At 73.4% G+C, this 23451-nt stretch carries 23 protein-coding genes and 1 tRNA gene; 9 read left to right on the top strand and 15 right to left on the bottom strand.

Annotation, left to right across the window (positions count from 1 at the left end; translation table 11 throughout):
* The first annotated feature begins 70 nt into the window (after window positions 1–70).
* The 6 genes from bcp to IEY93_RS15270 all read left to right on the top strand — a co-directional run bounded on the left by bcp (window position 71) and on the right by IEY93_RS15270 (window position 6642).
* Complete coding sequence (gene bcp, locus IEY93_RS15295) at window positions 71–544, top strand: thioredoxin-dependent thiol peroxidase (RefSeq protein ID WP_189163713.1); 474 nt, start codon at window positions 71–73, stop codon at window positions 542–544.
* A gap of 54 nt (window positions 545–598) precedes the next feature.
* Window positions 599–671, top strand: a tRNA-Leu gene (locus tag IEY93_RS15290).
* Between the two features lie 408 nt (window positions 672–1079).
* Window positions 1080–2261: a sensor histidine kinase gene (locus tag IEY93_RS15285; RefSeq protein ID WP_229691150.1), complete on the top strand. Its 1182-nt coding sequence runs from the start codon at window positions 1080–1082 to the stop codon at window positions 2259–2261.
* Window positions 2258–2959 (top strand): response regulator, encoded by a 702-nt coding sequence (locus IEY93_RS15280; RefSeq protein WP_268241557.1) that lies wholly within the window; start codon window positions 2258–2260, stop codon window positions 2957–2959. Before IEY93_RS15285 ends, IEY93_RS15280 begins: the two co-directional genes overlap by 4 nt.
* 341 nt (window positions 2960–3300) lie before the next feature.
* On the top strand, window positions 3301–4065 hold the full coding sequence (locus IEY93_RS15275) for an ABC transporter ATP-binding protein (RefSeq protein WP_189163712.1): 765 nt from the start codon (window positions 3301–3303) through the stop codon (window positions 4063–4065).
* Window positions 4066–4068: 3 nt separating this feature from the next.
* Window positions 4069–6642, top strand: a complete 2574-nt coding sequence (locus IEY93_RS15270; protein ID WP_189163711.1) for an ABC transporter permease — start codon at window positions 4069–4071, stop codon at window positions 6640–6642.
* Window positions 6643–6687: 45 nt separating this feature from the next.
* Here the strand turns inward: IEY93_RS15270 and IEY93_RS15265 are convergent, their stop codons facing one another.
* The 8 genes from IEY93_RS15265 to IEY93_RS15230 all read right to left on the bottom strand — a co-directional run bounded on the left by IEY93_RS15265 (window position 6688) and on the right by IEY93_RS15230 (window position 14340).
* Window positions 6688–7014: an SUKH-4 family immunity protein gene (locus IEY93_RS15265; protein WP_229691149.1), complete on the bottom strand. Its 327-nt coding sequence runs from the start codon at window positions 7012–7014 to the stop codon at window positions 6688–6690.
* Window positions 7011–7901, bottom strand: coding sequence for a toxin glutamine deamidase domain-containing protein (locus tag IEY93_RS15260; RefSeq protein ID WP_189163710.1), 891 nt, complete (start codon window positions 7899–7901; stop codon window positions 7011–7013). Before IEY93_RS15260 ends, IEY93_RS15265 begins: the two co-directional genes overlap by 4 nt.
* 590 nt (window positions 7902–8491) lie before the next feature.
* Window positions 8492–10180, bottom strand: coding sequence for a molybdopterin-dependent oxidoreductase (locus IEY93_RS15255; RefSeq protein ID WP_189163709.1), 1689 nt, complete (start codon window positions 10178–10180; stop codon window positions 8492–8494).
* A gap of 70 nt (window positions 10181–10250) precedes the next feature.
* Window positions 10251–10856 (bottom strand): RdgB/HAM1 family non-canonical purine NTP pyrophosphatase, encoded by a 606-nt coding sequence (gene rdgB / locus IEY93_RS15250; protein ID WP_189163708.1) that lies wholly within the window; start codon window positions 10854–10856, stop codon window positions 10251–10253.
* Entirely contained in the window at window positions 10853–11569 is a 717-nt protein-coding gene (gene rph / locus IEY93_RS15245) for a ribonuclease PH (protein ID WP_189163707.1), read from the bottom strand. The genes rdgB and rph overlap by 4 nt, the downstream gene beginning before the upstream one ends.
* A gap of 5 nt (window positions 11570–11574) precedes the next feature.
* A complete protein-coding gene (locus tag IEY93_RS15240; protein ID WP_189163706.1) occupies window positions 11575–12327 on the bottom strand; it encodes an MBL fold metallo-hydrolase in 753 nt (250 codons plus the stop codon).
* A gap of 183 nt (window positions 12328–12510) precedes the next feature.
* Window positions 12511–13374, bottom strand: a complete 864-nt coding sequence (gene murI, locus IEY93_RS15235; RefSeq protein ID WP_189163767.1) for a glutamate racemase — start codon at window positions 13372–13374, stop codon at window positions 12511–12513.
* Window positions 13375–13548: 174 nt separating this feature from the next.
* Window positions 13549–14340 carry a thioesterase family protein gene (locus tag IEY93_RS15230; RefSeq protein ID WP_189163705.1) on the bottom strand — a complete coding sequence of 264 codons (792 nt, stop codon included), beginning with the start codon at window positions 14338–14340 and terminating at the stop codon, window positions 13549–13551.
* Between the two features lie 372 nt (window positions 14341–14712).
* On the opposite strand from IEY93_RS15230, the gene IEY93_RS15225 reads away from it, so the two are divergent.
* Entirely contained in the window at window positions 14713–16422 is a 1710-nt protein-coding gene (locus IEY93_RS15225; RefSeq protein WP_189163704.1) for a DUF3352 domain-containing protein, read from the top strand.
* 105 nt (window positions 16423–16527) lie between these two features.
* Here IEY93_RS15225 and IEY93_RS15220 read toward each other — a convergent pair whose 3' ends face one another.
* The 5 genes from IEY93_RS15220 to clpS all read right to left on the bottom strand — a co-directional run bounded on the left by IEY93_RS15220 (window position 16528) and on the right by clpS (window position 19274).
* On the bottom strand, window positions 16528–17475 hold the full coding sequence (locus IEY93_RS15220) for a PLP-dependent cysteine synthase family protein (protein WP_189163703.1): 948 nt from the start codon (window positions 17473–17475) through the stop codon (window positions 16528–16530).
* A gap of 2 nt (window positions 17476–17477) precedes the next feature.
* The gene (locus IEY93_RS15215) at window positions 17478–17756 is read right to left on the bottom strand and encodes a MoaD/ThiS family protein (RefSeq protein WP_189163702.1); all 279 of its coding nucleotides are present in this window, start codon (window positions 17754–17756) and stop codon (window positions 17478–17480) included.
* 283 nt (window positions 17757–18039) lie between these two features.
* Complete coding sequence (locus IEY93_RS15210) at window positions 18040–18450, bottom strand: M67 family metallopeptidase (RefSeq protein WP_189163701.1); 411 nt, start codon at window positions 18448–18450, stop codon at window positions 18040–18042.
* 9 nt (window positions 18451–18459) lie between these two features.
* The gene (locus IEY93_RS15205) at window positions 18460–18981 is read right to left on the bottom strand and encodes a DUF2017 domain-containing protein (protein WP_189163766.1); all 522 of its coding nucleotides are present in this window, start codon (window positions 18979–18981) and stop codon (window positions 18460–18462) included.
* Window positions 18982–18983: 2 nt separating this feature from the next.
* Window positions 18984–19274 carry an ATP-dependent Clp protease adapter ClpS gene (clpS, locus tag IEY93_RS15200; protein WP_189163700.1) on the bottom strand — a complete coding sequence of 97 codons (291 nt, stop codon included), beginning with the start codon at window positions 19272–19274 and terminating at the stop codon, window positions 18984–18986.
* A 45-nt stretch (window positions 19275–19319) separates the two neighbouring features.
* Here clpS and IEY93_RS15195 point away from each other — a divergent pair, with 45 nt between their 5' ends.
* Together IEY93_RS15195 and IEY93_RS15190 are read left to right on the top strand one after the other, a co-directional pair.
* The gene (locus IEY93_RS15195) at window positions 19320–20606 is read left to right on the top strand and encodes a nicotinate phosphoribosyltransferase (protein WP_189163699.1); all 1287 of its coding nucleotides are present in this window, start codon (window positions 19320–19322) and stop codon (window positions 20604–20606) included.
* Between the two features lie 131 nt (window positions 20607–20737).
* Entirely contained in the window at window positions 20738–21313 is a 576-nt protein-coding gene (locus tag IEY93_RS15190) for an isochorismatase family protein (RefSeq protein WP_189163698.1), read from the top strand.
* 198 nt (window positions 21314–21511) lie between these two features.
* Here IEY93_RS15190 and IEY93_RS15185 read toward each other — a convergent pair whose 3' ends face one another.
* Window positions 21512–21856, bottom strand: coding sequence for a DUF1622 domain-containing protein (locus IEY93_RS15185; RefSeq protein ID WP_189163697.1), 345 nt, complete (start codon window positions 21854–21856; stop codon window positions 21512–21514).
* Between the two features lie 301 nt (window positions 21857–22157).
* On the bottom strand, window positions 22158–23451 hold a 1294-nt coding region (locus IEY93_RS15180; protein ID WP_229691148.1), incomplete at its 5' end, for a DEAD/DEAH box helicase.

Below are 23451 nucleotides of genomic sequence, written 5' to 3'. Positions count from 1 at the left end.
CCGTTGCAGCGATCAGTCTGTCAGGTCGCGCGTCCGCCCGGCACGCTGGGCGTGCCGGTAGGTTGTTGCCGTGACGCAGACGAGACTCGAGCCCGGCGATGCCGCACCCGACTTCACCCTGCCCGACTCCGAGGGCAAGGAGATCAGCCTTTCGTCCTTTCGCGGCAAGCGGGTCATCCTCTACTTCTACCCCGCGGCGATGACGCCCGGGTGCACCAAGCAGGCGTGCGATTTCCGCGACAGCCTCGGCTCGCTCACCGCGGCGGGGTTCGTGGTGCTCGGCGTGTCGAAGGACACCCCGCAGAAGCTCGCCAAGTTCGCCGAGCGCGACGCGCTGACCTTCCCGCTGCTGTCCGACCCCGGCCTCGGGGTTCACCAGGCGTACGCCGCGTACGGCGAGAAGACGATGTACGGCAAGACCACGGTCGGCGTGCTGCGCTCGACCTTCGTGATCGACGCCGACGGCAAGATCGAGAAGGCGCTGTACAACGTGAAGGCCACCGGTCACGTGGCACGGTTGCGTAAGGATCTCGGACTCTCCTGATCCGTACGGCGACGGCGGCGTGCTGAACTAGGATGGCGCAAGCCCGAGCGGCGCGGGGTCGTAGCCCAATGGCAGAGGCACAGGTTTTAGGTACCTGACAGTGTGGGTTCGAGTCCCACCGACCCCACCCGATGATCCGCCGTCCGGCAGGCGACCGGTGCGCGAGGGTGGCGCGATCTCCCGGGGGTACAAAAGGGAGAGCCGCCCCCACGTCGGTGGAGGCGGCTCTATCCGCGTCGGCCCGCTGGGCAGAGGGCGTCAAGCGTGGGTGGAGGAGAAGATCTGGGCCGTCCGGGTCGCGTGACAGTCCCCCCAGCCACGCGACCCGTCGTCTTTTCCGCCCGACATCGTTTCTCCCTTTACTCCCTCCCGGAGGAGGGCTCCCACTTAGAAATATGCCGGATGCCCCGTAAGACCGGTGTAAGCCATCCGCCCGGTTTGCCGGTCTGGTTCCCGCGCCTACGACCTGGGTCGTAGGCGCAGATCCCCCTGCGGTCGGAAAGGCGGTGAACTGCGCGAACGTAGGGTGAGGTACGTGATCGGCGAAGTGCGCGCATGGGCCGCCGGCAAGGGCAGGGCGGCCGATCTCCTGGTCTTCGGCTCGCTGCTGCTGATCTGCCTGACCGCGGCGCGCAACTTCGACGGCGCGTCCGCGCCGCCGCACGCCCGCGCCCTCGGCCTCACCGGATACCTGGTGATGACCGGGCTGCTGCTGCTCCCGCTGCTGTGGCGGCGCCGCCATCCCGTCCCGGCGTTCGCGGCGGTCGCCCTCATCTCGTTCGTCCAGTGGGTGACCGGTGTCCAGCCGATCCCGGCCAACGTCACCGTGCTGGTGGCCCTGTACGCCGTCGCGTCGGCCTGCGCCCTGCGCTGGTCGGTCACCGCCGGGGCGATCGCCGAGCTGGGCATCGTCCTGCTGATGGCCCGCTACGGCGGGCTCAGCCTGTACTCCCTCGCCTCCGGCTCGGTGTTCGTCGCCGCCACCTGGATCGCCGGCATCTACGCCAGCACCCGCCGGCGGTACCTGGAGGGCCTGGAGGAGCGGGCCGAACGCGCCGAACGCGAACGCGACCAGCAGGTCCGCATCGCCGCCGCGGCCGAGCGGGCGCGCATCGCCCGCGAGCTGCACGACGTGGTCGCCCACAACGTGAGCGTGATGATCGTGCAGGCGGACGGCGCGGCGTACGCCATCGACGGCGACCCCGAGCAGGCGCGGCGCGCCATGCGGACCATCTCCGGCACCGGCAGGCAGGCGCTGGCCGAGATGCGGCGCCTGGTCGGCGTGCTGCGCAAGGACGACGCGGGCGAGGAGGAGTACGCGCCGCAGCCCGGAGTGGCCGACCTCGACGACCTGCTGGCGCACTTCCGCCAGTCCGGCCTCCCGGTGGAGTACGCCGTCACCGGCGTCCGGCGTGACCTGCCCGAGGGGGTCCAGCTCGCGATCTACCGCATCGTGCAGGAGGCCCTGACCAACACCCTCAAGCACGGCGGCCCGAAGGCGCGGGCCGGCGTCGAGATGGACTACGGCCCGCACGAGATCCACTTGCGGGTGAGCGACGACGGGCGGGGCGCCGCCGCGCCGCGGAGCATCGACGGGCACGGCCTGATCGGCATGCGCGAGCGCGTCGCGATGTACGACGGCAGTGTGCAGGCGTCCCCGTCCCCGGGAGGAGGATTCCAGGTGACCGTACGACTCCCGCTGGCGCGGGCCGCGTGACCGCCTCGCACGACGCGCGCGAGGGCGTCCGGGTGGTGCTGGTCGACGACCAGCGGCTCGTCCGGGCCGGGTTCCGCATGGTCCTCGGCGCGCAACCGGACATCGACGTCGCCGGGGAGGCCGCCGACGGCGCCGAGGCGGTGGAGCTGCTCGGCCGGGTGGCCGCGGACGTCGTGCTGATGGACGTGCGCATGCCCCGGATGGACGGCGTGGAGGCCACCCGGCTGATCCGCGCCATGCCGCGGGCGCCCAAGGTGCTGATCCTGACGACCTTCGACCTGGACGAGTACGCGTTCGCGGCGCTGAAGGCCGGGGCGTCCGGCTTCCTGCTGAAGGACGTCCCGCCCTCCGACCTCATCAGCGCCATCCACTCGGTGCACGCCGGTGACGCCGTCGTCGCGCCGAGCACCACCCGGCGGCTGCTGGAGCGCTTCACCGTCCACCTGCCCGGCGCGGGCGCCGCCGAGCCGGCGGCGCTGCGGCAGCTCACGGCCCGCGAACGCGAGGTGCTGGTGCTCGTCGGCCGGGGCCTGTCCAACGCCGAGATCGCCCAGCGGCTGACCCTGGCCGAGGCGACGGTGAAGACCCACCTGGGCCGGGTGCTCGCCAAGCTCGGCGTGCGCGACCGCGCCCAGGCGGTCGTGTACGCCTACGAGACCGGCCTCATCACCCCCCTCGGCAGGCCCTCGGACCGGTGACCGGGACGGCCGGGCCGCACCGCCGTCCACCCGGCCGATCGGCCGATGCCCCGGCCGGCCGGGGACGGGCCGCCTGACCTGCTGCGCCCGGCGCGCCGGCCCGTCACGGGCGGGCCCCGCGAGGCAGGCGAGGCCCACCGGGTCGGCCGAAAGTGGGACCGAAGGCTACCCCGCCGGTCGCACCGGCCCTTTCCGGATGGCCGTCAGGGCTACCCGAAGTCCGTTCCCATGGCCCATGGCAGGCGGCGGGCACGTCAATAGCGTTGATCCCGTGCGGTGACCACCGGGTTCACCCCCAGATCCCCAGACGATCAGCATCCCCCGCTTTCGAGGAGCCAGAAGTGACCATCACCGGAGAGGGAGCCGTCCGGTCGCGGACCGCGCCGGCCGCCGTCGTCGCCACCGGAGTGACCAAGGTCTACGGCAGGGGCGACGCGGCCGTGCACGCGCTGCGCGGGGTGGACGTGCGGTTCGGCACCGGCGCCTTCACCGCGATCATGGGCCCGTCCGGTTCCGGCAAGTCCACCCTGATGCACTGCCTCGCCGGTCTGGACAGCGTGACCGAGGGCGAGGTGCGCATCGGCGACACCGACATCACCCGGCTCGGCGACAAGCGGCTCACCCTGCTGCGGCGCGAGCGGGTGGGGTTCATCTTCCAGGCGTTCAACCTGCTGCCGACGCTGACCGCGGAGCAGAACATCCGGCTGCCGCTGGACATCGCCGGGCGCCAGGCCGACCAGGAGCTGTTCGACATGGTGATCCGCACCGTGGGGCTCGGCGACCGGCTGAAGCACCGGCCGAGCCAGTTGTCGGGCGGCCAGCAGCAGCGCGTCGCGGTCGCCCGGGCGCTGGTCGGCAAACCGCAGGTCATCTTCGCCGACGAGCCGACCGGCAACCTCGACTCGCGCAGCGGCGCCGAGGTGCTGTCCTTCCTGCGGACCTCGGTGCGCGAGCTGGGCCAGACCATCGTCATGGTAACCCACGACCCGGTCGCCGCCTCCTACGCCGACCGGGTGGTCTTCCTGCGCGACGGGCTGCTGGTGACCGAGCTGGCGCGGCCGACCCCGCAGAACGTGCTCGACACGCTGCTGAAGCTGGAGGGCTGAGGAGTGATCCGCGCGACTCTGGCCGGGCTGCTGGCGCACCGGCTGCGGCTCCTGCTCACCTCGCTGGCCATCGCGCTGGGCGTGGGGTTCATCGTGGGGACGTTCGTGCTGACCGACACCCTGCAGGCGGGCCTGACGCACAGCATCGCCGCCTCGGCCGACAAGGTGGACGTGGCGGTGCTGCCGCCGCCGGGGGGCGGCGAGAAGCCGGCGCTGCTGTCGGCGGGCGACCTGGCGGCCGTCCGCCGGGCGCCGGGGGTCGCCGAGGCCGAGGGGCTGGTGCGCGGCGGCGCCGCCCTGCTCGGCAAGGACGGCAAGGCCATCGGCGACGTCGCCACCACCGGCGTCTCGGTCATCGGCGGCAGGCTGAACCGTACGCAGGTCACCTCCGGCGCCGCGCCGTCCGCCGCCGACCAGGTGGTCATCGACGAGGACACCGCCCGGACGCGGGGCTTCGCGATCGGCGACACCGCGCGGGTGCTCGACGCCACGGGCGCGCCACACGCCTTCCGCGTCGTCGGGCTGTTCGACGTGGGCGTGGACCAGCAGCTCGCCTACACCGGCGCGGTCGGTTTCACCGCGGAGACCGCACGGTCGATGACCGGCGAGAAGGGCTTCGTGGAGATCGACGTCGCGGCGGCCGGGGTCACCCCCGAGCGGCTCGGCGGCGCCGTCACCGCGGCCCTCGCCGGCCGGGGCGCGCGCGTCCTCACCGGCCAGGAGCTGGCGCAGGAGCTGGCCAAGAGCAACGGGGCCGACATCAACGTGCTGACCGTGGCGCTGCTGATGTTCGGCCTGGTCGCCATGCTGGTCGCCGCCCTGGTCATCTACAACACCTTCACCATCCTGGTGGCTCAGCGCACCAGGGAGATGGCGCTACTGCGCTGCATCGGGGCGACCCGGCGGCAGGTGTTCGGGTCGGTCCTGCTGGAGTCGGCGGTGGTCGGGGTGCTGTCGTCGGCCCTCGGCCTGCTGGCCGGCCTCGGGCTCGGCACCGCGGCGTTCGCCGCGCTCCGCGCGTTCGGCCAGAACTTCCCCACCACCGCCGAGGTCACGCTCACCCCGCGCACGACCGTGCTCGCCCTCGCCGTCGGCCTGGTCGTCACGGTCGGCGCGGCGCTGCTGCCGGCGCGCACCGCCACCAGGGTCGCCCCGGTCGCCGCGCTGCGCGTCCAGACCGGCGAGCACACCTTCCGCACCGGCGTGCTGCGCGTGGTGTTCGCCGCGGTGTTCCTGCTCGCCGGGGCCGGGGTCACCGTCGCCGGCGTGCTGGCCAAGCCGGGCGAGACGGCCCTGTACGCCGTGATGGGCGGCGGAGCGCTGAGCTTCCTCGCCGTGCTGATCCTCGGACCGGTCATCGTCCGGCCGCTCGCGAGGTTCGCCGGGTGGCTGCCCGCGAAGCTGGCCGGGGTGCCCGGCCGGCTCGCCCTGGACAACTCCCACCGCAACCCCGGGCGCTCGGCGACCACGACGGTCGCGCTGACCATCGGCGTGACGCTGATGACGCTCATCGCCGTGATCACGGCGACCACGCGCGCGACGTACACGGCCCGGCTCGACGAGCAGTTCCCGATCGACTACCTGATCGCCCCGCAGTTCGCCTCCATGTCCGAGGCCGGCGCCACCCTGCCGCGGTCGCTCGCCACCACGCTACGATCCCGCCCGGAGCTGACCTCGATCGTGGAGATCCGGAGCACGGACGCCCGGGTCACCGCGGCCGGCCGCTCCGGGGCGGCCACCGGCGGCACTCCGCAATCGGGCGGCGGCCGGCGCACGGCCGAGGTCGGCGCGTTCAGCGGCCCGTACCAGCCCGTGCTCACCGCGGGCACCACGCAGGGCTTCACCGCCGGGTCGGCGCTGGTCGCGGCGGACCTCGCCGGACGGCTGGGCACCGGGCAGGGCGGCTCGATCACGATCACCACCCCGGAGGCGGGCGCGGTGCGGCTGAAGGTGCTCGGCGTGTTCGACCCGGACACGGTGCCGCTGCCGGAGATCACCGTGCCGGAGCAGGCCCTGGACGCCTACTTCGGCCCGCTCGCCGACGTGCGGCTGTACGTCAACGCCAAGGACGGGGTGGCCGCCGACGCGTCCCGGCGGGCGGTCGAGGCCGCCGCGCAGCCGTACCCGACGGCCAAGGTGCGCAGCGCCGTCGAGGTGCGCGGCCAGTTCGACGAGGCCCTGGACCTGGTGTTGCTGATCGTCGGCGGGCTGCTGGGACTGGCGATCCTCATCTCGCTGCTCGGCATCGCCAACACGCTGAGCCTGTCGGTGTACGAGCGGACCAGGGAGTCGGCGCTGCTGCGGGCCCTCGGCCTCACCCGGCCGCAGTTGCGGCGGATGCTGTCGGTCGAGGCGATGATCCTCGGCCTCATCGGGGCCATCGTCGGCGTCGTGCTCGGCATCGCCTACGGCTACGCCGCCGCGCGGACCCTGATGGACGAGGTGCTGTTCCGGGTGCCCGTGGGCCAGGTGGCGCTGTTCGTCGTGCTGTCGGCCGCGGCCGGTGTGCTGGCGGCCGTCCTGCCCGCCCGCCGGGCCGCCCGTACCTCCATCGTCGGCTCCCTCGCCGCCGACTGACGCGAAGCCGCGCCCGGACCGGTGGTGCGCCCGGGCGCCGTCCTGCTATCGGGGGCGGCGCCCGGCCCACTGTTCGGCGACGGTCTCCGGGGTGAGCAGCGGGCGGATGGAGATCTCCCCGGTGGCGCGGTCGATGACCACGCAGCCGCCACCCACGGTGGCGGGCAGCGTGCCGGGCTCGGCGGGGGCGGCGGGCCTGGCCCAGGCCACGTACCCCTCGTCGAAGGCGTACAGCCCGACCTCGGTGGCCTGGTCGGGCGGGAGCGGGCCGTTGAAGTACTCCTCCGCCAGCAGCCGCGCCTGCTCCGCCGACACCGGCCGGGCCCGCACGACGGCCTCGCCGGCCCGTTCGGAGAAGGCGTCGCGGGTCACACCGGCCTCCCGCCGCGGTCGAGAGCGACGCAGAACACCTCGGACACCGGCCCGGGAGGCGGGTCGACCGACGTGTGCCCGCGCTGGGCGTCGATCCAGACCACCTCCCCGGCGGTGTTCACCGCGTTCCACGCGTGGTCGCCGCCGGACGGCCAGCGGGTGATGAGGACGGCCGCCGCGCCGTGTCCGCCCGCCGCCAGGCGCTGCGCGACCGTGGCGTACGCGCGGCGGCCCTGACCGGCGTACTCGAAGCGGTGCCCGAGCCAGCGTTCGGCCCGCGCCGCCCCTCCGGTCTCGCCGCCGAGCGAGGGCCTGCCGAGCCGGTCGTACTCCGGCCGGCGCGGCGCGGCCACCGTGGGCTCGCCGTGCCAGGTCGAGACCACCGCGAGCGCGCAGTCGAGCGCGTTGGTCGCCCGGAACGGGTCTTCGCCCGGCCCTTCGCCATTGATCAGGCGGATCCAGGTGCCGCGCGGGTCCGGGAAACGCGCCCCTTCGGGCAGCGCCTGGCACAGATCGCGCTGAAGCTGCGGATCGGGCCAGGCCAGCCCACCGGGCACGCCGTACGGCCGGGACTGGTCCAGCCGGGGCGGACGCTCCAGGCCGTCGAACCAGTCCTCTCCGCCCGCCTCGCCGCTTCCCGGGTGAGCGCGCGGGACCGGCCGCACCCCCGGCGCGGCGCCTTCCCGCAGGAGGATCTGGAAGGCGTCCGGCGGAATGACCGGCGGCCGCCGCTGCGGCCGCCACTCGTCGGCGGTGAGCTCCGCCGCGAACTCGTAGTCACGCCATCGGACGCCGTCGGACGTGACGACGGGGTTGTACCCCGTCTCGGAGGACCGCCGCCGCGACGCCCCCGCGCGCGGCCTGCCCCCATGACTGGCTCCGGTCATTGTGCCCCCCAAATCGCGCACCGACCCGGTCAGAGGCGATCGTAGGGGCGGCGTCCGGGCCCGGCTGCCGGATTCCGGCATTCACCTGGAACCACATCCCGCCTGGACCTCCGGCTCCTGCGACGGGCACCGCCCAGCCCGCCCGAACCACGCCGGATCACCTGGTGCGCTGTCCAGGTACGTTGACCGGTCGGACGCCGTGACCGGCGCCGGCATCGCCGTACCACGACCCGCCGCCCCGGCGCCGATCACATCCCGCACATGGCCGGAGTGGGGAGCCGCGCGGCGAACATATGCGATCACCGCACTAGTGTCCGCGTCGGAGATCCGTCGGGTAAATCATGCGGGTTCCCGCCAGGCGGAATCCATGGGGACCGCTCGCCGGCCTGGTCATTTGAGCCATCGACTTAGAGGACGAACTTCTGGCGCGGGACACTAGCGGGCTTCGGGCTTGCGGCGGGGGCCACCGGGCGCGATGCCCACCTGCTCGGGCGTGGTGAGCTCCCGCCTCGAGACGCCCGGCCGGCCGTGCTGATCGGTTCGTGCCGGTCCGGACTCTGCGGGCGATGGAGCGGGGCGGGGCTTCCGGGTCACTTCACGACGACGAGGATGGAGTGCCAGCCGGCCGCGCCGTCCGGGGCGGGCGGCGCGTACTCGGAGGTCTGGGTCCGGCCGGTCCCGTCCGTCGCCCGCACCTCGATCGTGTGCTTGCCCGGCGTGGCCTGCCAGTCGTCGACGACCCACTGCCGCCAGGTGTCCGGACCGGGCACCTCGGCCAGCCGCGCCTGCCGCCACTCCCCCTTGTCCACCCGCACCTCGACCGCGGCGATGCCCCGGTGCTGCGCCCAGGCCACCCCGGCGATGGCCGTGCGCCCGGCGGCGATCGTGGAGCCGCCGCGCGGCAGGTCGATGCGGGACTCGGTCTTGATCGGCCCCTTGGGCGCCCAGCCGCGCGGGGTCCAGTACGCCTCGTCCTGGTCGAAGCGGGTCACCTTGATGTCGGTGACCCACTTGGTGGCCGACACGTACCCGTACAGGCCGGGGACGACCTGGCGCACCGGGAAGCCGTGCGAGACGGGGAGCGTCTCGCCGTTCATCGCGATGGCGAGCAGCGCGTCGCGGCCGTCCATGACGACGTCCACCGGCGTGCCCGCGGTCCAGCCGTCCGAGGAGGTGGACAGCAGCATGTCGGCGCCGGACCGGATGCCCGCCTCGCGCAGCACGTCGGCCAGCCGGGCGCCGAGCCAGCGGGCGTTGCCGATGTAAGGGCCGCCCACGTCGTTGGACACGCAGGTCAGGGTGACGTCGGCCTCCATGAGCGGCCGCTTGAGCAGGTCGGCGAAGGTCAGCTCGATCGGCCGGTCCACCATGCCGTGGATCTTCAGGGTCCAGGTCTTCGGGTCCACCTGCGGGACGACGAGCGTGGTGTCGACCCGGTAGAAGTCGCGGTTCGGGGTGGTGAAGGGCGACAGTCCGGACAGGCGGAGGTCCACCCCGGCGGGCAGCGGCTTGGCGGGCGTCGCGGGCGTGGGCAGCACGACCTCGGCGCGTTCGGCGGAGACGTCCAGGCGGCCGCCGAGCGCCCGGCCGGCCAGGCCGCCGGCGCCGGCGATGACGACGCCGCCCGCGACTCCGGTCAGCAGGCCGCGCCGGTCCAGCTTCAGCGGCTCGAACGAGCCGCGCATGACGACCGGACGCTCCGCGGCCGCGCCGGCGTCCGCCACGGCGTCTCCGGTAGCCTCCGGGCCTCCGAGGGACTGCTCGCCCGCCGTCCGGCTCGCGGCGGGCTCACGGCGCGCGTCGTCGTCCCAGAAACCGGGCTCGGCCTCCGGCCAGGTGCGGCGCACCAGAAGGCGCAGCGCCCACGCCCCGGCCGCCGCGCCGATGAGGGACGGCAGCGCGTCCAGCAGGCCGGCGTCCGGCCTGGTGACGGCGGCCGCCGCGCCCACGACGCCGAACAGCAGCAGCCCGGTCGTGCCGTGGCCGGGACGGCGGCGGGCGAGCACGCCGATCCCCGCCGCGATGAGGGCCAGCACCAGCAGGATGCCGGAGATGAGGACGAGCTTGTCGTTGGCGCCGAAGGTCTGGATCGCCCATTCCTTCAGGGCTGCCGGTGAGCGGTCGACGGCCGTGTCGCCGACCGCGATCACCGGGGACGCGCCCGGATCGATCAGCCCGGCGGCGAGCTGGCCGATGCCGAGGGCGACGGCTCCGGCCACCAGGCCGAGGAGCCCCGCCGCCCATGCGCGCCCGCCCGGGCGCGGCTGGTTGTGGTTCACAGCACGAACGCTACGCCCGTCCCGGCCGCCGGGATCTTACGCCCCGGTTACGTGCCCATCGGGCCGGCCGTCAGGAGGCCAGGGCCTCCTTGAGCACCGGGGCCAGCGCGCGGAAGGCACGGCCGCGGTGGCTGATGGCGTCCTTCTCGGCGGCGGACATCTCGGCGGTCGTGCGGGTCTCGCCGTCGGGCACGAAGATCGGGTCGTACCCGAACCCGCCCGCGCCGCGTGGGCCGCGGATCACCTCGCCGGTGATGGTGCCCTCCACGACGTGCTCCTGCCCGGACGGCAGCGCGAGGGCCGCGGCGCACGCGAAGTGGGCGCCCCGCCGGCCGTCGGGCACGTCCGACACCTGGGCGAGCAGCAGCCACAGGTTGGCCGCGTCGTCGCCGTGCGCCCCGGACCACCGGGCCGAGAAGACACCGGGCATGCCGTTCAGCGCGTCCACGCACAGGCCGGAGTCGTCGGCGATGGCGGGCAGCCCGCTCGCCGAGGCGACGGCGTGCGCCTTGATCAGGGCGTTCTCGGCGAAGGTGAGCCCGGTCTCGGCGATCTCGCCGATCTCGGGGAAGGCGTCGAGCCCGACCAGCTCGATCTGCTGGTCGGCCTCGGCCAGGATGCGCCGCAGCTCCGCGATCTTGCCCTCGTTGCGGGTCGCGAGCACCACCTTGGTCATGACAGCGCCTCCCGCTGGAGCCGGGTGAGCTCGGCGCAGCCGGTGGCGGCCAGGTCGAGCAGCGCGTCGAGGGTCGAGCGGTCGAACGGGACACCCTCGGCGGTGCCCTGGACCTCCACGAACTCCCCGGTGCCGGTCATGACGACGTTCATGTCGGTCTCGGCGGCGACGTCCTCGGTGTAGCACAGGTCGAGCAGCGGGGTGGTGCCGACGATGCCGACCGAGACGGCGGCGACCGAGTTGACCAGCGGGTCGCCGGAGCACATCTTGCGCTTGCGCATCCAGCCGATGGCGTCGGCCAGGGCGACGTACGCCCCGGTGATCGCGGCGGTGCGCGTGCCGCCGTCGGCCTGCAGGACGTCGCAGTCGAGCACGATGGAGTTCTCGCCGAGGGCCTTGTAGTCGACGCACGCGCGCAGCGACCGCCCGATCAGCCGCGAGATCTCGTGGGTGCGGCCGCCGATCTTGCCCCGGACGGACTCACGGTCGGTGCGGGTGTTGGTGGAGCGGGGCAGCATGGCGTACTCGGCGGTGATCCAGCCGAGCCCGCTCCCCCTGCGCCACCGGGGGACGCTGTCTTGCACCGTGGCGGCGCACAACACCTTGGTGCCGCCGAACTCCACCAGGACCGAGCCCTCGGCGTGGGCCAGCCAGTCGCGGGTGATCGTGACCGGCCTGATCTGGCCGGGACTGCGTCCATCTTCGCGTGCCATGAGCCTCACCTTAGGTCATATACGGCCCCGCTCCGCGCGAGTTCGGTACGCCCCTCGAAGCCGCCGCGGCGGGCGTCCGCCAGGATCTCCCGCTGATCGTTCCAGGGCACCAGGTGGGTCAGCACGAGCGTGCCGACGCCGGCCCGGGCGGCGTGCTCGGCGGCCTGCCGGCCGTTCATGTGCAGGTCGGCCGGATTGCCCGGCCGGTCGACGAACGACGCCTCGCACAGCAGCACATCGGCCCCGTCGGCGAGCTTCACCAGGTCGGCGCACTCGCCGGTGTCGCCGGAGTAGGCGACCGAACGGCCGCCGTGCGAGACGCGGAAGCCGTAGGTCTCGACCGGGTGGTTCATCGGCGCCGCCGTCACCTCGAACGGACCGGCCGAGAACGTACCGGGCGTGAGGGCGGAGAAGTCGAACGCGGTGTCCAGCCCCGGCTCGTCGTCCATGCCGTAGGCGGCGGCGAGGCGGCGCGGCGCGTCCTTCGGCGCGTGGACCGGCACCCGTGGCAGCGGCCCGGCCGGCGAGTAGGTGCGCACCACGTGGTAGGAGCACAGGTCCAGGCAGTGGTCGGCGTGCAGGTGCGACAGGCAGATGGCGTCCACGTCGTACAGGCCGATGTGCCGTTGCAGGGCTCCCAGCGAGCCGTTGCCGAAGTCCAGGAGCAGGCGGAAGCCCTCGGCTTCCAGCAGGTAACAGGACGCGGGGCTGTCCGGGCCGGGGAAACTCCCCGAACATCCCACGATGGTCAGCTTCACGGCGGCCTCCTTACCGGGCGCGGCCTCGCGCGCCTCTCACAGTTACATGGGCCGGCGCCTCCCCGTCCGCCCACGGTATGCGCGGATGCGCGGACGCGTCGTCACCGGGCGCGTGATCGGCGCCCGGCTCCGTACCCGCCTCGCCGCTTCCGCAAGGGGCCCCGGCTGTTCCTCGCCCGCCCGCTAGCTGGGCGCGGCCAGTGCCTCCTCGCCCGGGACGTCCCCCACGGGCGCGCGCTCGACCGAGCTGATCTCGGGTCCGAGGAACCGCTGCCCGAGCTGGGCGAACAGCGTGCCGTCACCGGTCGCCCTGAACCGGTGGCGGGGCGCGCCGCCGCCCTGCTCGGCCAGGCCGCGGTCGTGCAGCACCCGGTAGACGTCCTTGGCGGTCTCGTCCGCGCTGGACACCAGCGTGACATCGTTGCCGGCGACGTAGGAGATGGCGCCGGTGAGCAGCGGGTAGTGGGTGCAGCCGAGGATCAGCGTGTCGCATCCGTCGTCGATGACCGGCTGGAGGTACTCACGGGCCGCCTCGATGAGCTCCTCGCTCATGGTCTCGCCGCGTTCGACGAACTCCACGAACCGCGGGGCCGCCACGCCGGTGAGCCGCACGTCCGGGGCCGCCGCGAAGGCGTCGTGGTAGGCCATGGACTCGATCGTGGCCCGGGTGGCGATCACTCCGACCCTGCCGTTGCGGGTGGCGCGGACGGCCCGGCGCGCGGCCGGCTGGATGACCTCGACCACCGGGACGTCGTACCGCTCACGGGCGTCGCGCAGCACGGCGGCGCTGGCGCTGTTGCAGGCGATCACGAGCATCTTCACGTCGTGCTCGACCAGGTGGTCCATGACCTCCAGGGCGTACGCGCGCACCTCGGCGATGCGCTTGGGCCCGTACGGCTGGCGCGCGGTGTCGGCGACGTACAGGATCGACTCGTTCGGGAGCTGGTCGATGATCGCGCGGGCGACCGTGAGACCGCCGACACCGCTGTCGAAGATGCCGATCGCCGGGCCCGGCGGGCCGTCCTGCTCCTCCGCCGCCTCGATCATGCTGACCCAGGGTGCGTGGACGACGCTCCCGATATCCACCATGATCCCAACATTAGGGGACCGTTCACAATCGCTCCTGGTAAGAATGCTCACATCGAAGTAATCACTGACCTGGACAAGCCCGGGCGAACCCGTCACCGGGATCGGGCCGCGGGCACCCGGCCGGCGGGCCGGTCAGCCGCGGCCGAGGCGGGCGAGCTGGCGTGACTGGGCGACCAGATTACCCGCCGAGTCCCAGACCTCGACGTCCTCGTCGAACCATCCGTCCCTGATCAGGCGGCCGTGGCCGAGCACCCTCAGCCAGCCGGGCGCGGGCAGCGCCCGCAGGTGCCAGGTCAGCTCGACCGTGGGCGCCCACCCCCTGGCCCCGGCCGAGAAGACGACGGGCGGCAGCGCGTCGATGGCGAGCGCCAGCACGAAGGGGTCGGGGTCCTGCGGCTCGGCCATCCTGAAGTACGCCCGGGACTCCGGCCGGCCGCTCGGCGTTCCGGTGTACCAGCCGACGGTGGGCGGGTCGAAGCGCAGGTCGATGCGGGTGCTCAGGGTCATGTTCGACTCCGGGCGCGGAGCGGGAAGCGGCAGGCACTCCTCGACCGGCGGCATCTGAACCGGGACCTCGCCGGCCCAGTCGCCCGGGCCGTCGCCGAGCGTGGCGGTGGTGATCAGCGCCTCGACGTAGGCCGTGCCGTCCTGCACGAGGGTCGCCCGGGTCATCGCGGCGGTCCTGCCGGTCTTGAGCGGCTCCAGCCGGACGCGGGCCGGGCCCGGCGGCACGGCCCGCAGGAACTGGGTGGCGGTGGACACCGGGTGCTCGTACGGCGAGGCGTCCACGGCCGCGCGCAGCATCACGGCCATGAGGTAACCGCCGTTGAGCGGCCCGCCGATCCCGTAGCCGGGATCGAGACAGACGTCGTAGGTGGTCTCGTCGACCCTGATCGCCTGCGTCGCCTCGTCGAACTTGGTCATCCGCCTCTTCGCCCCGCTCCGCGGACCCCTCGCCGCACCGGCGAGGGCCGCACCGAATCTTATTCTGGCCCTCACACCCTACCGAGCCCTCCACGCCTCGTCCCGGGGCGGTGCCGGACGGTTCCGCAGGACGGCCCGGCGAAGGACGATCGGGCGGCGATGGCGGGCGGGACAGGGCCGGCCCAGGCGACGGGGGGGTAGTGCAGGAGGGGCGGAGCGGCGCGGAGGTGGGGGCCGGAGGACAGGACGGCCGATCCGGGCGGGAAGGGTGGAAAGTGGTCTGCAAGTGGCTCGCTACCGTCGCGATCTAGTCTCGCGGCGCAGTCCTTCCCCAGGCGGGTGAACCCCCGTCCCGTCCTCGAAAGCGGAGTCATGGCAGGCCAACCTCCTCCCCCGTACCCGTTCAGCCAGGACCCCGACCGGACCGTGGCGTACCGGCGGCCGGCCCCCGGCGGCGCCGAGGCGACCGGCCCCGCCGCCGGGCATTACGCCTACGGCGCGCCGCCGCAGGCCGGCCCGCCCTACGGCGGGCAGCCGGGCGGCACCGCGCGGATGCCCGCGGCCATGCCCGCGCCCGGCTGGGATCGGGTGGAGCTGGGCCCGCCCGTGCCGCCCGCGGGGCGCGGGCGGCACGGGCGGAGCGGACGGAGCCGTGGCTGGCTGGTGGCGATCATCGCGGCCGTCGTCGTGGCCCTGGTCGGCGGGGGCGGCGTGTACGCGATGTCGCTGCTCAGCGGTGGCGGCACCCAGCCCGAGGACGTGCTGCCCGCCGGGACCATGGCGTACGTGCGGCTGGACCTCGACCCTTCCGCCGGGCAGAAGCTGGCGCTGTTCCAGCTCGCCCGGAAGTTCTCCGCGACCCGGGGCGCGTTCACCGGGGAGGACCCGCGCAAGGCGCTGTTCGAGCTGCTGCGCCAGGGTGACTCCGGCCTGGCGAAGGTGGACTACGCCCGGGACGTCGCACCCTGGCTGGGCGACCGCATCGGGGTGGGCGTGCTCGCGCCGAAGTCCCCGGACACGACGCCGCGGCCGGTCGTGGCCGTCCAGGTGACCGACCAGGACCAGGCCCGCGCCGGGCTGCGCAAGCTCGACCGGGAACGCGACCTGAAGGGCCTTGCGTTCCGCGAGGACTACGCGATCCTCGCCGAGACGCAGCAGGAGGCCGACGCGTACGCGGCGGGCGCGCCGCTGTCGGGCGAGGCGGCCTTCGCCGAGGACCGCGCGGCGCTGGGCGAGCCGGGTGTGCTGTCGTTCTGGGGCGACGCCGGCGCGATCGCCAAGGCGGCGCGGGCCGCCGGCGCCACCGCCGAGGACGGCACAGTGGCCATGGTGGAGAACATGCGCTTCGCCGGCGCGCTGCGCTTCGACAGCGGATACGCCGAACTCACCGGCTTCACCCGGGGCGGGCAGGTGCGGGCCGCCGCGGGCGGCGAGGGCGCGCGGCTGTCCCGGCTGCCCGCCTCGACCGTGGGCGCGCTGTCGGTGTCGAGCCTCGGCGAGCTGGTCACCGAGCAGTGGCCGCGGATCACCGAGGCGGCGGACGCCGCGGGCGGCTCCCCGTCGTTCTCCGACATCGTGGCGCAGGCGCGGCAGTCCTACGGCATCTCGCTGCCCGAGGACCTCACCACGCTGCTCGGCAGGAACCTCACCGTGGCGGTGGACGAGGCAGGGCTGGACGGCCAGATCCCGAACGTGGGCGCCGTCCTCGCCACCGACCCGGCCAAGGCGCAGCAGGTCCTGGACAAGATCGAGAAGGCCGTGGCCGGCTCCGGGACCGGGACGCCGCAGGTCTTCCGGGTGCCGGGCGACGGCCGGCTCGTCGTCGCGAGCTCGCAGGAGTACGCCGACCGGCTGGCCGCCGACGGCACCCTGGGCGAGAGCGAGACGTTCACGACCGCGATCCCGGACGCCGATACCGCGACGGCGGCGTTCTACCTCGACCTGGACAAGCTGGAGAAGTACTACCTGAGCGGGCTGGGCGAGGAGGGGCAGGCGAACGCGCGTCCGCTGCGCGCCGTGGGCGCCAGTGCCCGGCGCACCGGCGACCTCACGTCCTTCAGCCTGCGGGTGCTGTTCAACTGAGCACCGGCTCGGCGTGACCGCGATCGGACGGCGGACGGCCCCGGGACGTGAACCACGTCCCGGGGCCGTCCGTGCCTGGAGCGCCGGTGCGCAGGCCGGCTCGGGTCAGGCCCAGAGCTGGCCTTCGAGGCGCCCCTCCGCCTCGTCGAGCGTGCCCTCGTAGGCTCCGGTGGAGAGGTACTTCCAGCCGCCGTCGGCGACGATGAAGACGATGTCGGCCCGCTCCCCGGCCTTGACCGCCTTGGCGGCCAGGCCGAGCGCGGCGTGCAGCGCGCACCCGGTGGAGACGCCGGCGAAGATGCCCTCGGTGTGCAGCAGCTCGCGCGTGCGGCGCAGCGCGTCCGCCGAGGTCACCGAGAAGCGCGTGGTCAGCACCTCGGCGTCGTAGATCTCGGGGATGAACCCCTCGTCCACGTTGCGCAGGCCGTACACCAGCTCGCCGTACCTCGGCTCGGCGGCCACGATCTGCACCCCGGGCACGTGCTCGCGCAGGTAGCGCCCGACGCCCATCAGGGTGCCCGTGGTGCCGAGACCCGCCACGAAGTGGGTGACGGAGGGGAGGTCCTCCAGGATCTCCGGCCCGGTCGACTCGTAGTGGGCGCGCCAGTTCGCCGGGTTGCCGTACTGGTAGAGCATGACCCAGGACGGGTTCTCCGCGGCGAGCCGCTTGGCCACCCGCACCGCCTCGTTGGACCCGCCCGCCGCGGGCGAGGAGATGATCTCGGCGCCCCACATGCGCAGGAGCTGGCGGCGCTCCTCGCTGGTGTTCTCCGGCATCACGCAGATGAGCTTGTAGCCCTTGAGCCGGGCCGACATGGCGAGCGAGATGCCGGTGTTGCCGGAGGTGGGCTCCAGGATGGTGCAGCCGGGCGTGAGCAGGCCGTCCTTCTCCGCCTGCTCCACCATCCACAGCGCCGGGCGGTCCTTGACCGACCCGGTCGGGTTGCGGTCCTCCAGCTTGGCCCACACGCGGACGTCCGGGGACGGGGACAGCCGCGGCAGCCCCACCAGAGGGGTGTGCCCGACCGAGTCGATCAGCGAGTCGAAGCGCATGGCTAGCGCATGCCTCCGGCGACCGCCGGCAGCACGGTCACGGTGTCCCCGTCGGCGACGGGGGTGTCCAGGCCGCCGAGGAAGCGGACGTCCTCGTCGTTCAGGTAGATGTTGACGAACCGGCGCAGACCGGAGTCGTCCACGATGCGCTCCCTCAGGCCGGGGTGGCGGGCCTCCAGGTCGACGATCAGGTCCGACAGCGTCGCGCCGTCGGCGGTGACCGCCTTGGCGCCGTCGGTGTAGGTACGGAGAATGGTCGGAATGCGAACCTCAATGGCCATCGCGGGGCGTCTCCTTGGTGAATGGTCGTCACGGAACCCAACGTGTGCGAACACGTGGGGTGGGGCGGGGATTCCTGTGATCAGGAACAGTCGTAGACGACGGTGAAGGGAGTGTGCGCGAAAAGATGGTTCTGCACAGGGGACGACAGCCCAGGGCGCACGCGGGCGCTCGTAGATTCCGGGTCGGTCGTCGGCATGTACCCAACTCTACAACTTCGGCAGGGAGTGTCCGATAGCCGTCCCGCCCCGCCGGGAGTGTCCCTGAGGCGCACCGCGCGCGACATCAGAGCGAGACGATCTCGACGTCCTCTTCGGTGATGACGCCGTCCACGATCCGGTAGGAGCGGAACTGCACGTCGTCCGGGTCGGCGGTCGAGACCAGCACGTAGTGCGTGTTCGGCTCGGAGGCGTAGCTGGCGTCGGTGCGCGAAGGGTAGGCCTCGGTGGAGGTGTGCGAGTGGTAGATGACCACCGGCTCCTCGTCCCGGTCGTCCATCTCCCGCCAGACGCGGAACTGCTCCATCGAGTCGAAACGGTAGAACGTCGGCGACCGCTCGGCGTTCTCCATCGGGACGAAACGCTCGGGCCGGTCGGAGCCGGCCGGACCGGCGACCACGCCGCAGGCCTCGTCCGGGTGATCAGCCCACGCATGGGCGATGATCTTGTCGACCAGTTCCTGTGAGATCGTGAGCATGCCTGGAAGTTACCAAAGGGCGCGGACCAGCGTGTCCTGCAGGTAGGTGAGCCAGTCGTAGGTCACGTACGCGGGGTAGCGCGGGTCGTCCTCGGCCATCTCGGCCAGCTCCTCGTGCACCTCTTCCGTGACCTCCAGCCGCACGCCGAGGGCCAGCCGCACGTCGTTCAGCGCCCGCAGCCACGACTGCGCCTGCTCGGGGCTCAGCTCGACCTTGCCCTGCTCGGCGGTCTCCAGCAGCACCTCGGCGTCGGCGCGCTTCCCATCGCGCAGCGTGGCCTCGGTGTAGCGGCGGAACTCGGCCGCCGCCTCGTCATCGTCGGCGTACGCGGAGGGGAACAGCCGGGCCAACACGGGATCGGAGGGCGCCTGCGCCGAGCCGATGCCGAGCGCCCGCTGCAGCGGGTCGTCATCGGTCGAGCCCGGCTGCACCAGGCCGAGCACCTGCGCCACCAGCGAGCGCAGAATCGACGCCTCCCCCGCGTCCAGCAGGATCGCCGCTCCGCCGTCCCGGGTGGCGGTGAAGCCCATGCTCACGTCGAGTCCTGCTGGAGGGTGGCCCACAGGCCGTAAGAGTGCAGGATCTGCACGTCGCGTTCCATCTCCTCACGGGTGCCACTGGCCACGACGGCCTTGCCCTTGTGGTGCACGTCCAGCATGAGCTTCTCGGCCTTGGCCTTGGGGTAGCCGAAGACCGTCTGCAGGACGTAGGTCACGTATGACATCAGATTGACCGGGTCGTTCCACACGATCGTCAACCAGGGAAGATCGGGGCGGACGTCCACCGAGGGACGCTCGACCTCGACCGGAGCGGTACTACCCACGTTCCCATCCTGCCCTACGCCGGTCGTAGTCTTCGACTTGTGAAGATGCCCATGAGCAGCGCGTTGCTCACCGATCACTATGAGCTGACGATGCTGCAGGCGGCTCTGCGGAGCGGAGCGGCCCATCGACGCGCCGTGTTCGAGGTCTTCGCCCGCCGCCTGCCGCACGGCCGCCGCTACGGGGTGGTCGCGGGCACCGGGCGCGTCATGGACGCCCTGGCCGAGTTCCGGTTCGGCGAGCAGGAGCTCGCCTTCCTGCGCGAGCGGCACGTGGTGGACGAGCCGACGCTGGACTTCCTGGCCGGCTACCGGTTCTCCGGGAACGTGCACGGCTACGGCGAGGGCGAGTGCTACTTCCCCGGTTCGCCGATCATGGTGGTGGACGGCACGTTCGCCGAGGCGGTCCTGCTGGAGACCGTGATCCTGTCCATCCTCAACCACGACTCGGCCGTCGCCTCCGCGGCCTCCCGCATGGTGCACGCGGCCGGCGGGCGTCCGATCATCGAGATGGGCTCGCGGCGCACCCACGAGTACGCCGCGGTCGCGGCGGCCCGGGCCGCCTACCTCGCGGGCTTCGCCTCCACCTCCAACCTGATGGCCGGCCACGCGTACGGCGTGCCGACGGCCGGCACGAGCGCCCACGCGTTCACGCTGCTGCACGCCAGTGAGTACGAGGCCTTCCAGGCACAGATCGACTCCCTCGGGACCGGCACCACGCTGCTGGTGGACACCTACGACGTCGCCAAGGCCGTGCGCACGGCCGTGGAACTGGCCGGGCCGGGGCTCGGCGCCGTGCGCATCGACTCCGGGGACCTCGCCGTGGCCGCCCACGAGGTGCGCCGGCTGCTCGACGGGCTGGGCGCCACCCGGACGCGCATCGTCGTCACCAGCGACCTGGACGAGTACGCCATCGCCGCGCTCGCCGCGGCCCCCGTCGACGGGTACGGCGTCGGCACCTCGGTCGTCACCGGGTCGGGGGCGCCCACCGCGGCCATGGTGTACAAGCTCGTCGCCCGTGAGGACGACGAGGGCGTCCTGCGACCGGTGGCCAAGAGATCGGTCGGCAAACCCAGCAAGGGGGGGCGCAAAACGGCCTTCCGCGCGCTGGAGGACGGCGTCGCGGCGGCCGAGCTGGTGACCACCGAGCCCGGCGCCGCCACGCCGGAGGGCGCCCGGCCGCTGCTGCGCGCGCTGGTGCGCGAGGGCGAGATCGTCGGCCACGAGCCGCTGGCCACCGCGCGCGAACGCCACCTCGCCTCCGTGGCCGAGCTCCCCGTCCTGGCCCACCAGCTCTCGCAGGGCGACCCGGTCATCCCCACCGTCTTCTCCTGACCGCTCCCCGCCCTGGTAACACCCCTGCCATCCCCTCCCGACCTCTCCTCCGCCCCGACCTTCCGGCACGCCCCCGGCGTACGGAACGGGGCACGCCTCCCGACCCGCTCGAAGCACGTAAGGAGACCGGTATGAAGACCGCGCTCGTCATCGTCGACGTGCAGAACGACTTCTGCGAAGGCGGCAGCCTCCCGGTGGGCGGCGGGGCCGAGGTCGCCGCCGCCATCGGGCCGCGTGCCGCCGCCGGCGGGTACGACCACGTCGTCGCGACCCGTGACTACCACGTGGACCCCGGCGACCACTTCGCCGAGCACCCCGACTACGTGCGCACCTGGCCCGCGCACTGCGTCGTGGGCACCGCCGGCGCCGACTTCCACCCCGCCCTGGACACCTCGGCGGTGGAGGAGGTGTTCAGCAAGGGACGGCACAGCGCCGCCTACAGCGGGTTCGAGGGCGTCGGCGGGCAGGGCACCGGCCTCGCCGAGTGGCTGTCGGCGCGCGGGGTCGAGCGGGTGGACGTGGTCGGCATCGCCACCGACCACTGCGTGCGGGCCACCGCGCTGGACGCCGCCGGGAACGGCTTCGCGGTGCGCGTGCTCCTCGACCTGACCGCCGGAGTCGCCCCCGCCACCACCGAGACGGCCCTGGCCGAACTGGCCGCCGCCGGCGTCGAGCTCACCGGCACCCCCGTGCTCAGGCCCGCCTAGTGCCGTAGCCCTCACCTTCCGGGGCGGCCTCTTCCCTCCGTTGCCGACCTCGTCCGATCGGCACCGCGGCGGGACGACGCACGGCGGACACCGGCGGCCCGGTACGACGATGCCCCGGCGAACCCTGGTGTCACCGCGCCGGGGCGGAGCCGGCGAGCCGATCTCTCCGCCTCAGCGAGCACGGCGGTGGCGGAGGGCTCAGCCGCGCTGAGCCTTCTGCCACGGTGGGCGGCCCTCCAGTTCGACCTGGAGCGAGACGCTGAGGAACGTGCGGATGAGCACGACCACCGCCAGCACGCCCACCGAAGTGAAGGTGGGCGAGATGGCCACGGTCCTGATGATGTCGGCCGCGACCAGCAGCTCCAGCCCGAGAAGGATGGCCCGCCCCACGCCCTGCCGGTACAGCGTGTACGCGCCGGAGGTCCCGCGCACCGCCCGGCCGCAGAAGGCGACGGTGGCGACGACGGTGCCCAGGGCGATGACCAGCACGCCGAACAGGTCGAGCGCCGTGCCCACCGACTCGATGACCTGCTGCACCGTCATGACGACGGCCCCGTGCCGGACGGGGGACCCGAGCCGGCGGCCTCGCGAGCGACGGCGTGCGGGTGGGGGCCGACGGCGGGAGACGGGCGGCCGGCGGCGCCCAGGGCGGACGAGGGCGCCGGGCGCCGCGCCGGCGGCGTGCGCGGCCCGTCGTGTCGCCGGGCGAGGTCCACGACGTCATCCCTTCCACGCATCCCCCGCCGCGAACCGCCACGCGGCACCGGACCACGCCGGGCCCCCGCGCGTGAACTCCGGCACCGCCGGCCCGCCGATCACCCGGCGGGGCCACCGGTGAAGCGGATCAGCGGGAGCGCTGGGTGGCCCACTTGCGGATGGTGTCGATGCGGTCGCGGATCTGCTCGGCGGTCGCCTGGGCGATCGGCGGCCCACCGCAGGCCCGGCGCAGCTCGGCGTGGATGACGCCGTGCGGCTGGCCGGTGCGGTGGTTCCAGGCGCCCACCAGGCCGTTGAGCTCCTTGCGCAGGGCCGCGATCTCCTCGTGCGGAGACGGCGCCGGAGCCGGGGCGTCCGCGGCCTTGCGCCGCCGGGCCGCCTGCTGCTCGGCCTGGTGCTTGCGCAGCAGCACGGCCACCTGGTCGGGCTCCAGCAGGCCGGGCAGGCCGAGGAAGTCCTCCTCCTCGGGCGAACCCGGCTCGGCGGCCGTGCCGAACTCGCCGCCGTCGAACAGCACCCGGTCGAAGGTGGCGGACGCCTCGACGGTCTCGAACGGCAGCTCGTCGCCGACGACGTCCGGGTTGTCCTTCTTCTGACGGGCCTCGTCGACCAGGAAGTCGTCCAGACCCTCCTCGGGGATCTTGCGGTCGAGGACGTGGTCGCGCTCGGCCTCCATCTCGCCGGCCAGGCCCATGAGGGTCGGCACCGAGGGGACGAACACCGAGGCCGTCTCGCCGCGCCGCCTGGCGCGGACGAAGCGCCCGACCGCCTGGGCGAAGAACAGCGGGGTGGACACGCTCGTGGCGTACACGCCGACGGCCAGGCGCGGGATGTCCACGCCCTCGGAGACCATGCGGACGGCCACCAGCCAGCGCTCCTCGGACGCGCTGTACTGCTTGATCTTGTCAGAGGCGCCGGGGTCGTCCGACAGCACGACGGTGGCGCCCTCACCGGTGATCGCGCGCAGGTGCCGGGCGTACGCCCGGGCCGTCTCGTGGTCGGTGGCGATGACCATCGCGCCGGCGTCGGGCACGTGCCGGCGCACCTCGGTCAGCCGCTTGTCGGCCGCGCGCAGCACCTGGCGGATCCAGTCGCCCTTCGGGTCCAGGGCGGCCCGCCACGCCTGGCCCATCTGGTCCTTGGTGAGCGGCGTGCCGAGCGTGGCGGTGATCTCGTCGCCGGCGCGGGTGCGCCAGCGCATCTCGCCGGCGTACGCCAGGAAGATCACCGGACGGACGACGCCGTCGGCGAGCGCGGGGCCATAGCCGTAGGAGTAGTCGGAGACGCTGCGGCGCACCCCCTCGCCGTCCTCGGCGTAGGTGACGAACGGGATGGGGTTGGTGTCGGACCGGAACGGGGTGCCGGTGAGCGCCAGCCGCCTCGTCGCCGGCTCGAACGCCTCGCGGACGCCGTCGCCCCAG

Source organism: Sphaerisporangium melleum (assembly GCF_014646695.1).
Taxonomy (GTDB): domain Bacteria; phylum Actinomycetota; class Actinomycetes; order Streptosporangiales; family Streptosporangiaceae; genus Sphaerisporangium; species Sphaerisporangium melleum.
This window is presented reverse-complemented; position numbering and strand designations above follow the sequence as displayed.

Coding starts and splice junctions, on each gene's coding strand:
- IEY93_RS15260 (WP_189163710.1), bottom strand. CDS start 7,901: ATGACCGGAGCCAGTCATGGGGGCAGGCCGCGCGCGGGGGCGTCGCGG.
- IEY93_RS15195 (WP_189163699.1), top strand. CDS start 19,320: ATGCCCATGAGCAGCGCGTTGCTCACCGATCACTATGAGCTGACGATG.
- IEY93_RS15230 (WP_189163705.1), bottom strand. CDS start 14,340: ATGACCAAGTTCGACGAGGCGACGCAGGCGATCAGGGTCGACGAGACC.
- IEY93_RS15210 (WP_189163701.1), bottom strand. CDS start 18,450: ATGCTCACGATCTCACAGGAACTGGTCGACAAGATCATCGCCCATGCG.
- IEY93_RS15225 (WP_189163704.1), top strand. CDS start 14,713: ATGGCAGGCCAACCTCCTCCCCCGTACCCGTTCAGCCAGGACCCCGAC.
- rph (WP_189163707.1), bottom strand. CDS start 11,569: ATGGCACGCGAAGATGGACGCAGTCCCGGCCAGATCAGGCCGGTCACG.
- IEY93_RS15205 (WP_189163766.1), bottom strand. CDS start 18,981: ATGGGCTTCACCGCCACCCGGGACGGCGGAGCGGCGATCCTGCTGGAC.
- IEY93_RS15215 (WP_189163702.1), bottom strand. CDS start 17,756: ATGGCCATTGAGGTTCGCATTCCGACCATTCTCCGTACCTACACCGAC.
- IEY93_RS15185 (WP_189163697.1), bottom strand. CDS start 21,856: ATGACGGTGCAGCAGGTCATCGAGTCGGTGGGCACGGCGCTCGACCTG.
- IEY93_RS15220 (WP_189163703.1), bottom strand. CDS start 17,475: ATGCGCTTCGACTCGCTGATCGACTCGGTCGGGCACACCCCTCTGGTG.
- IEY93_RS15190 (WP_189163698.1), top strand. CDS start 20,738: ATGAAGACCGCGCTCGTCATCGTCGACGTGCAGAACGACTTCTGCGAA.
- murI (WP_189163767.1), bottom strand. CDS start 13,374: ATGATCGAGGCGGCGGAGGAGCAGGACGGCCCGCCGGGCCCGGCGATC.
- rdgB (WP_189163708.1), bottom strand. CDS start 10,856: ATGACCAAGGTGGTGCTCGCGACCCGCAACGAGGGCAAGATCGCGGAG.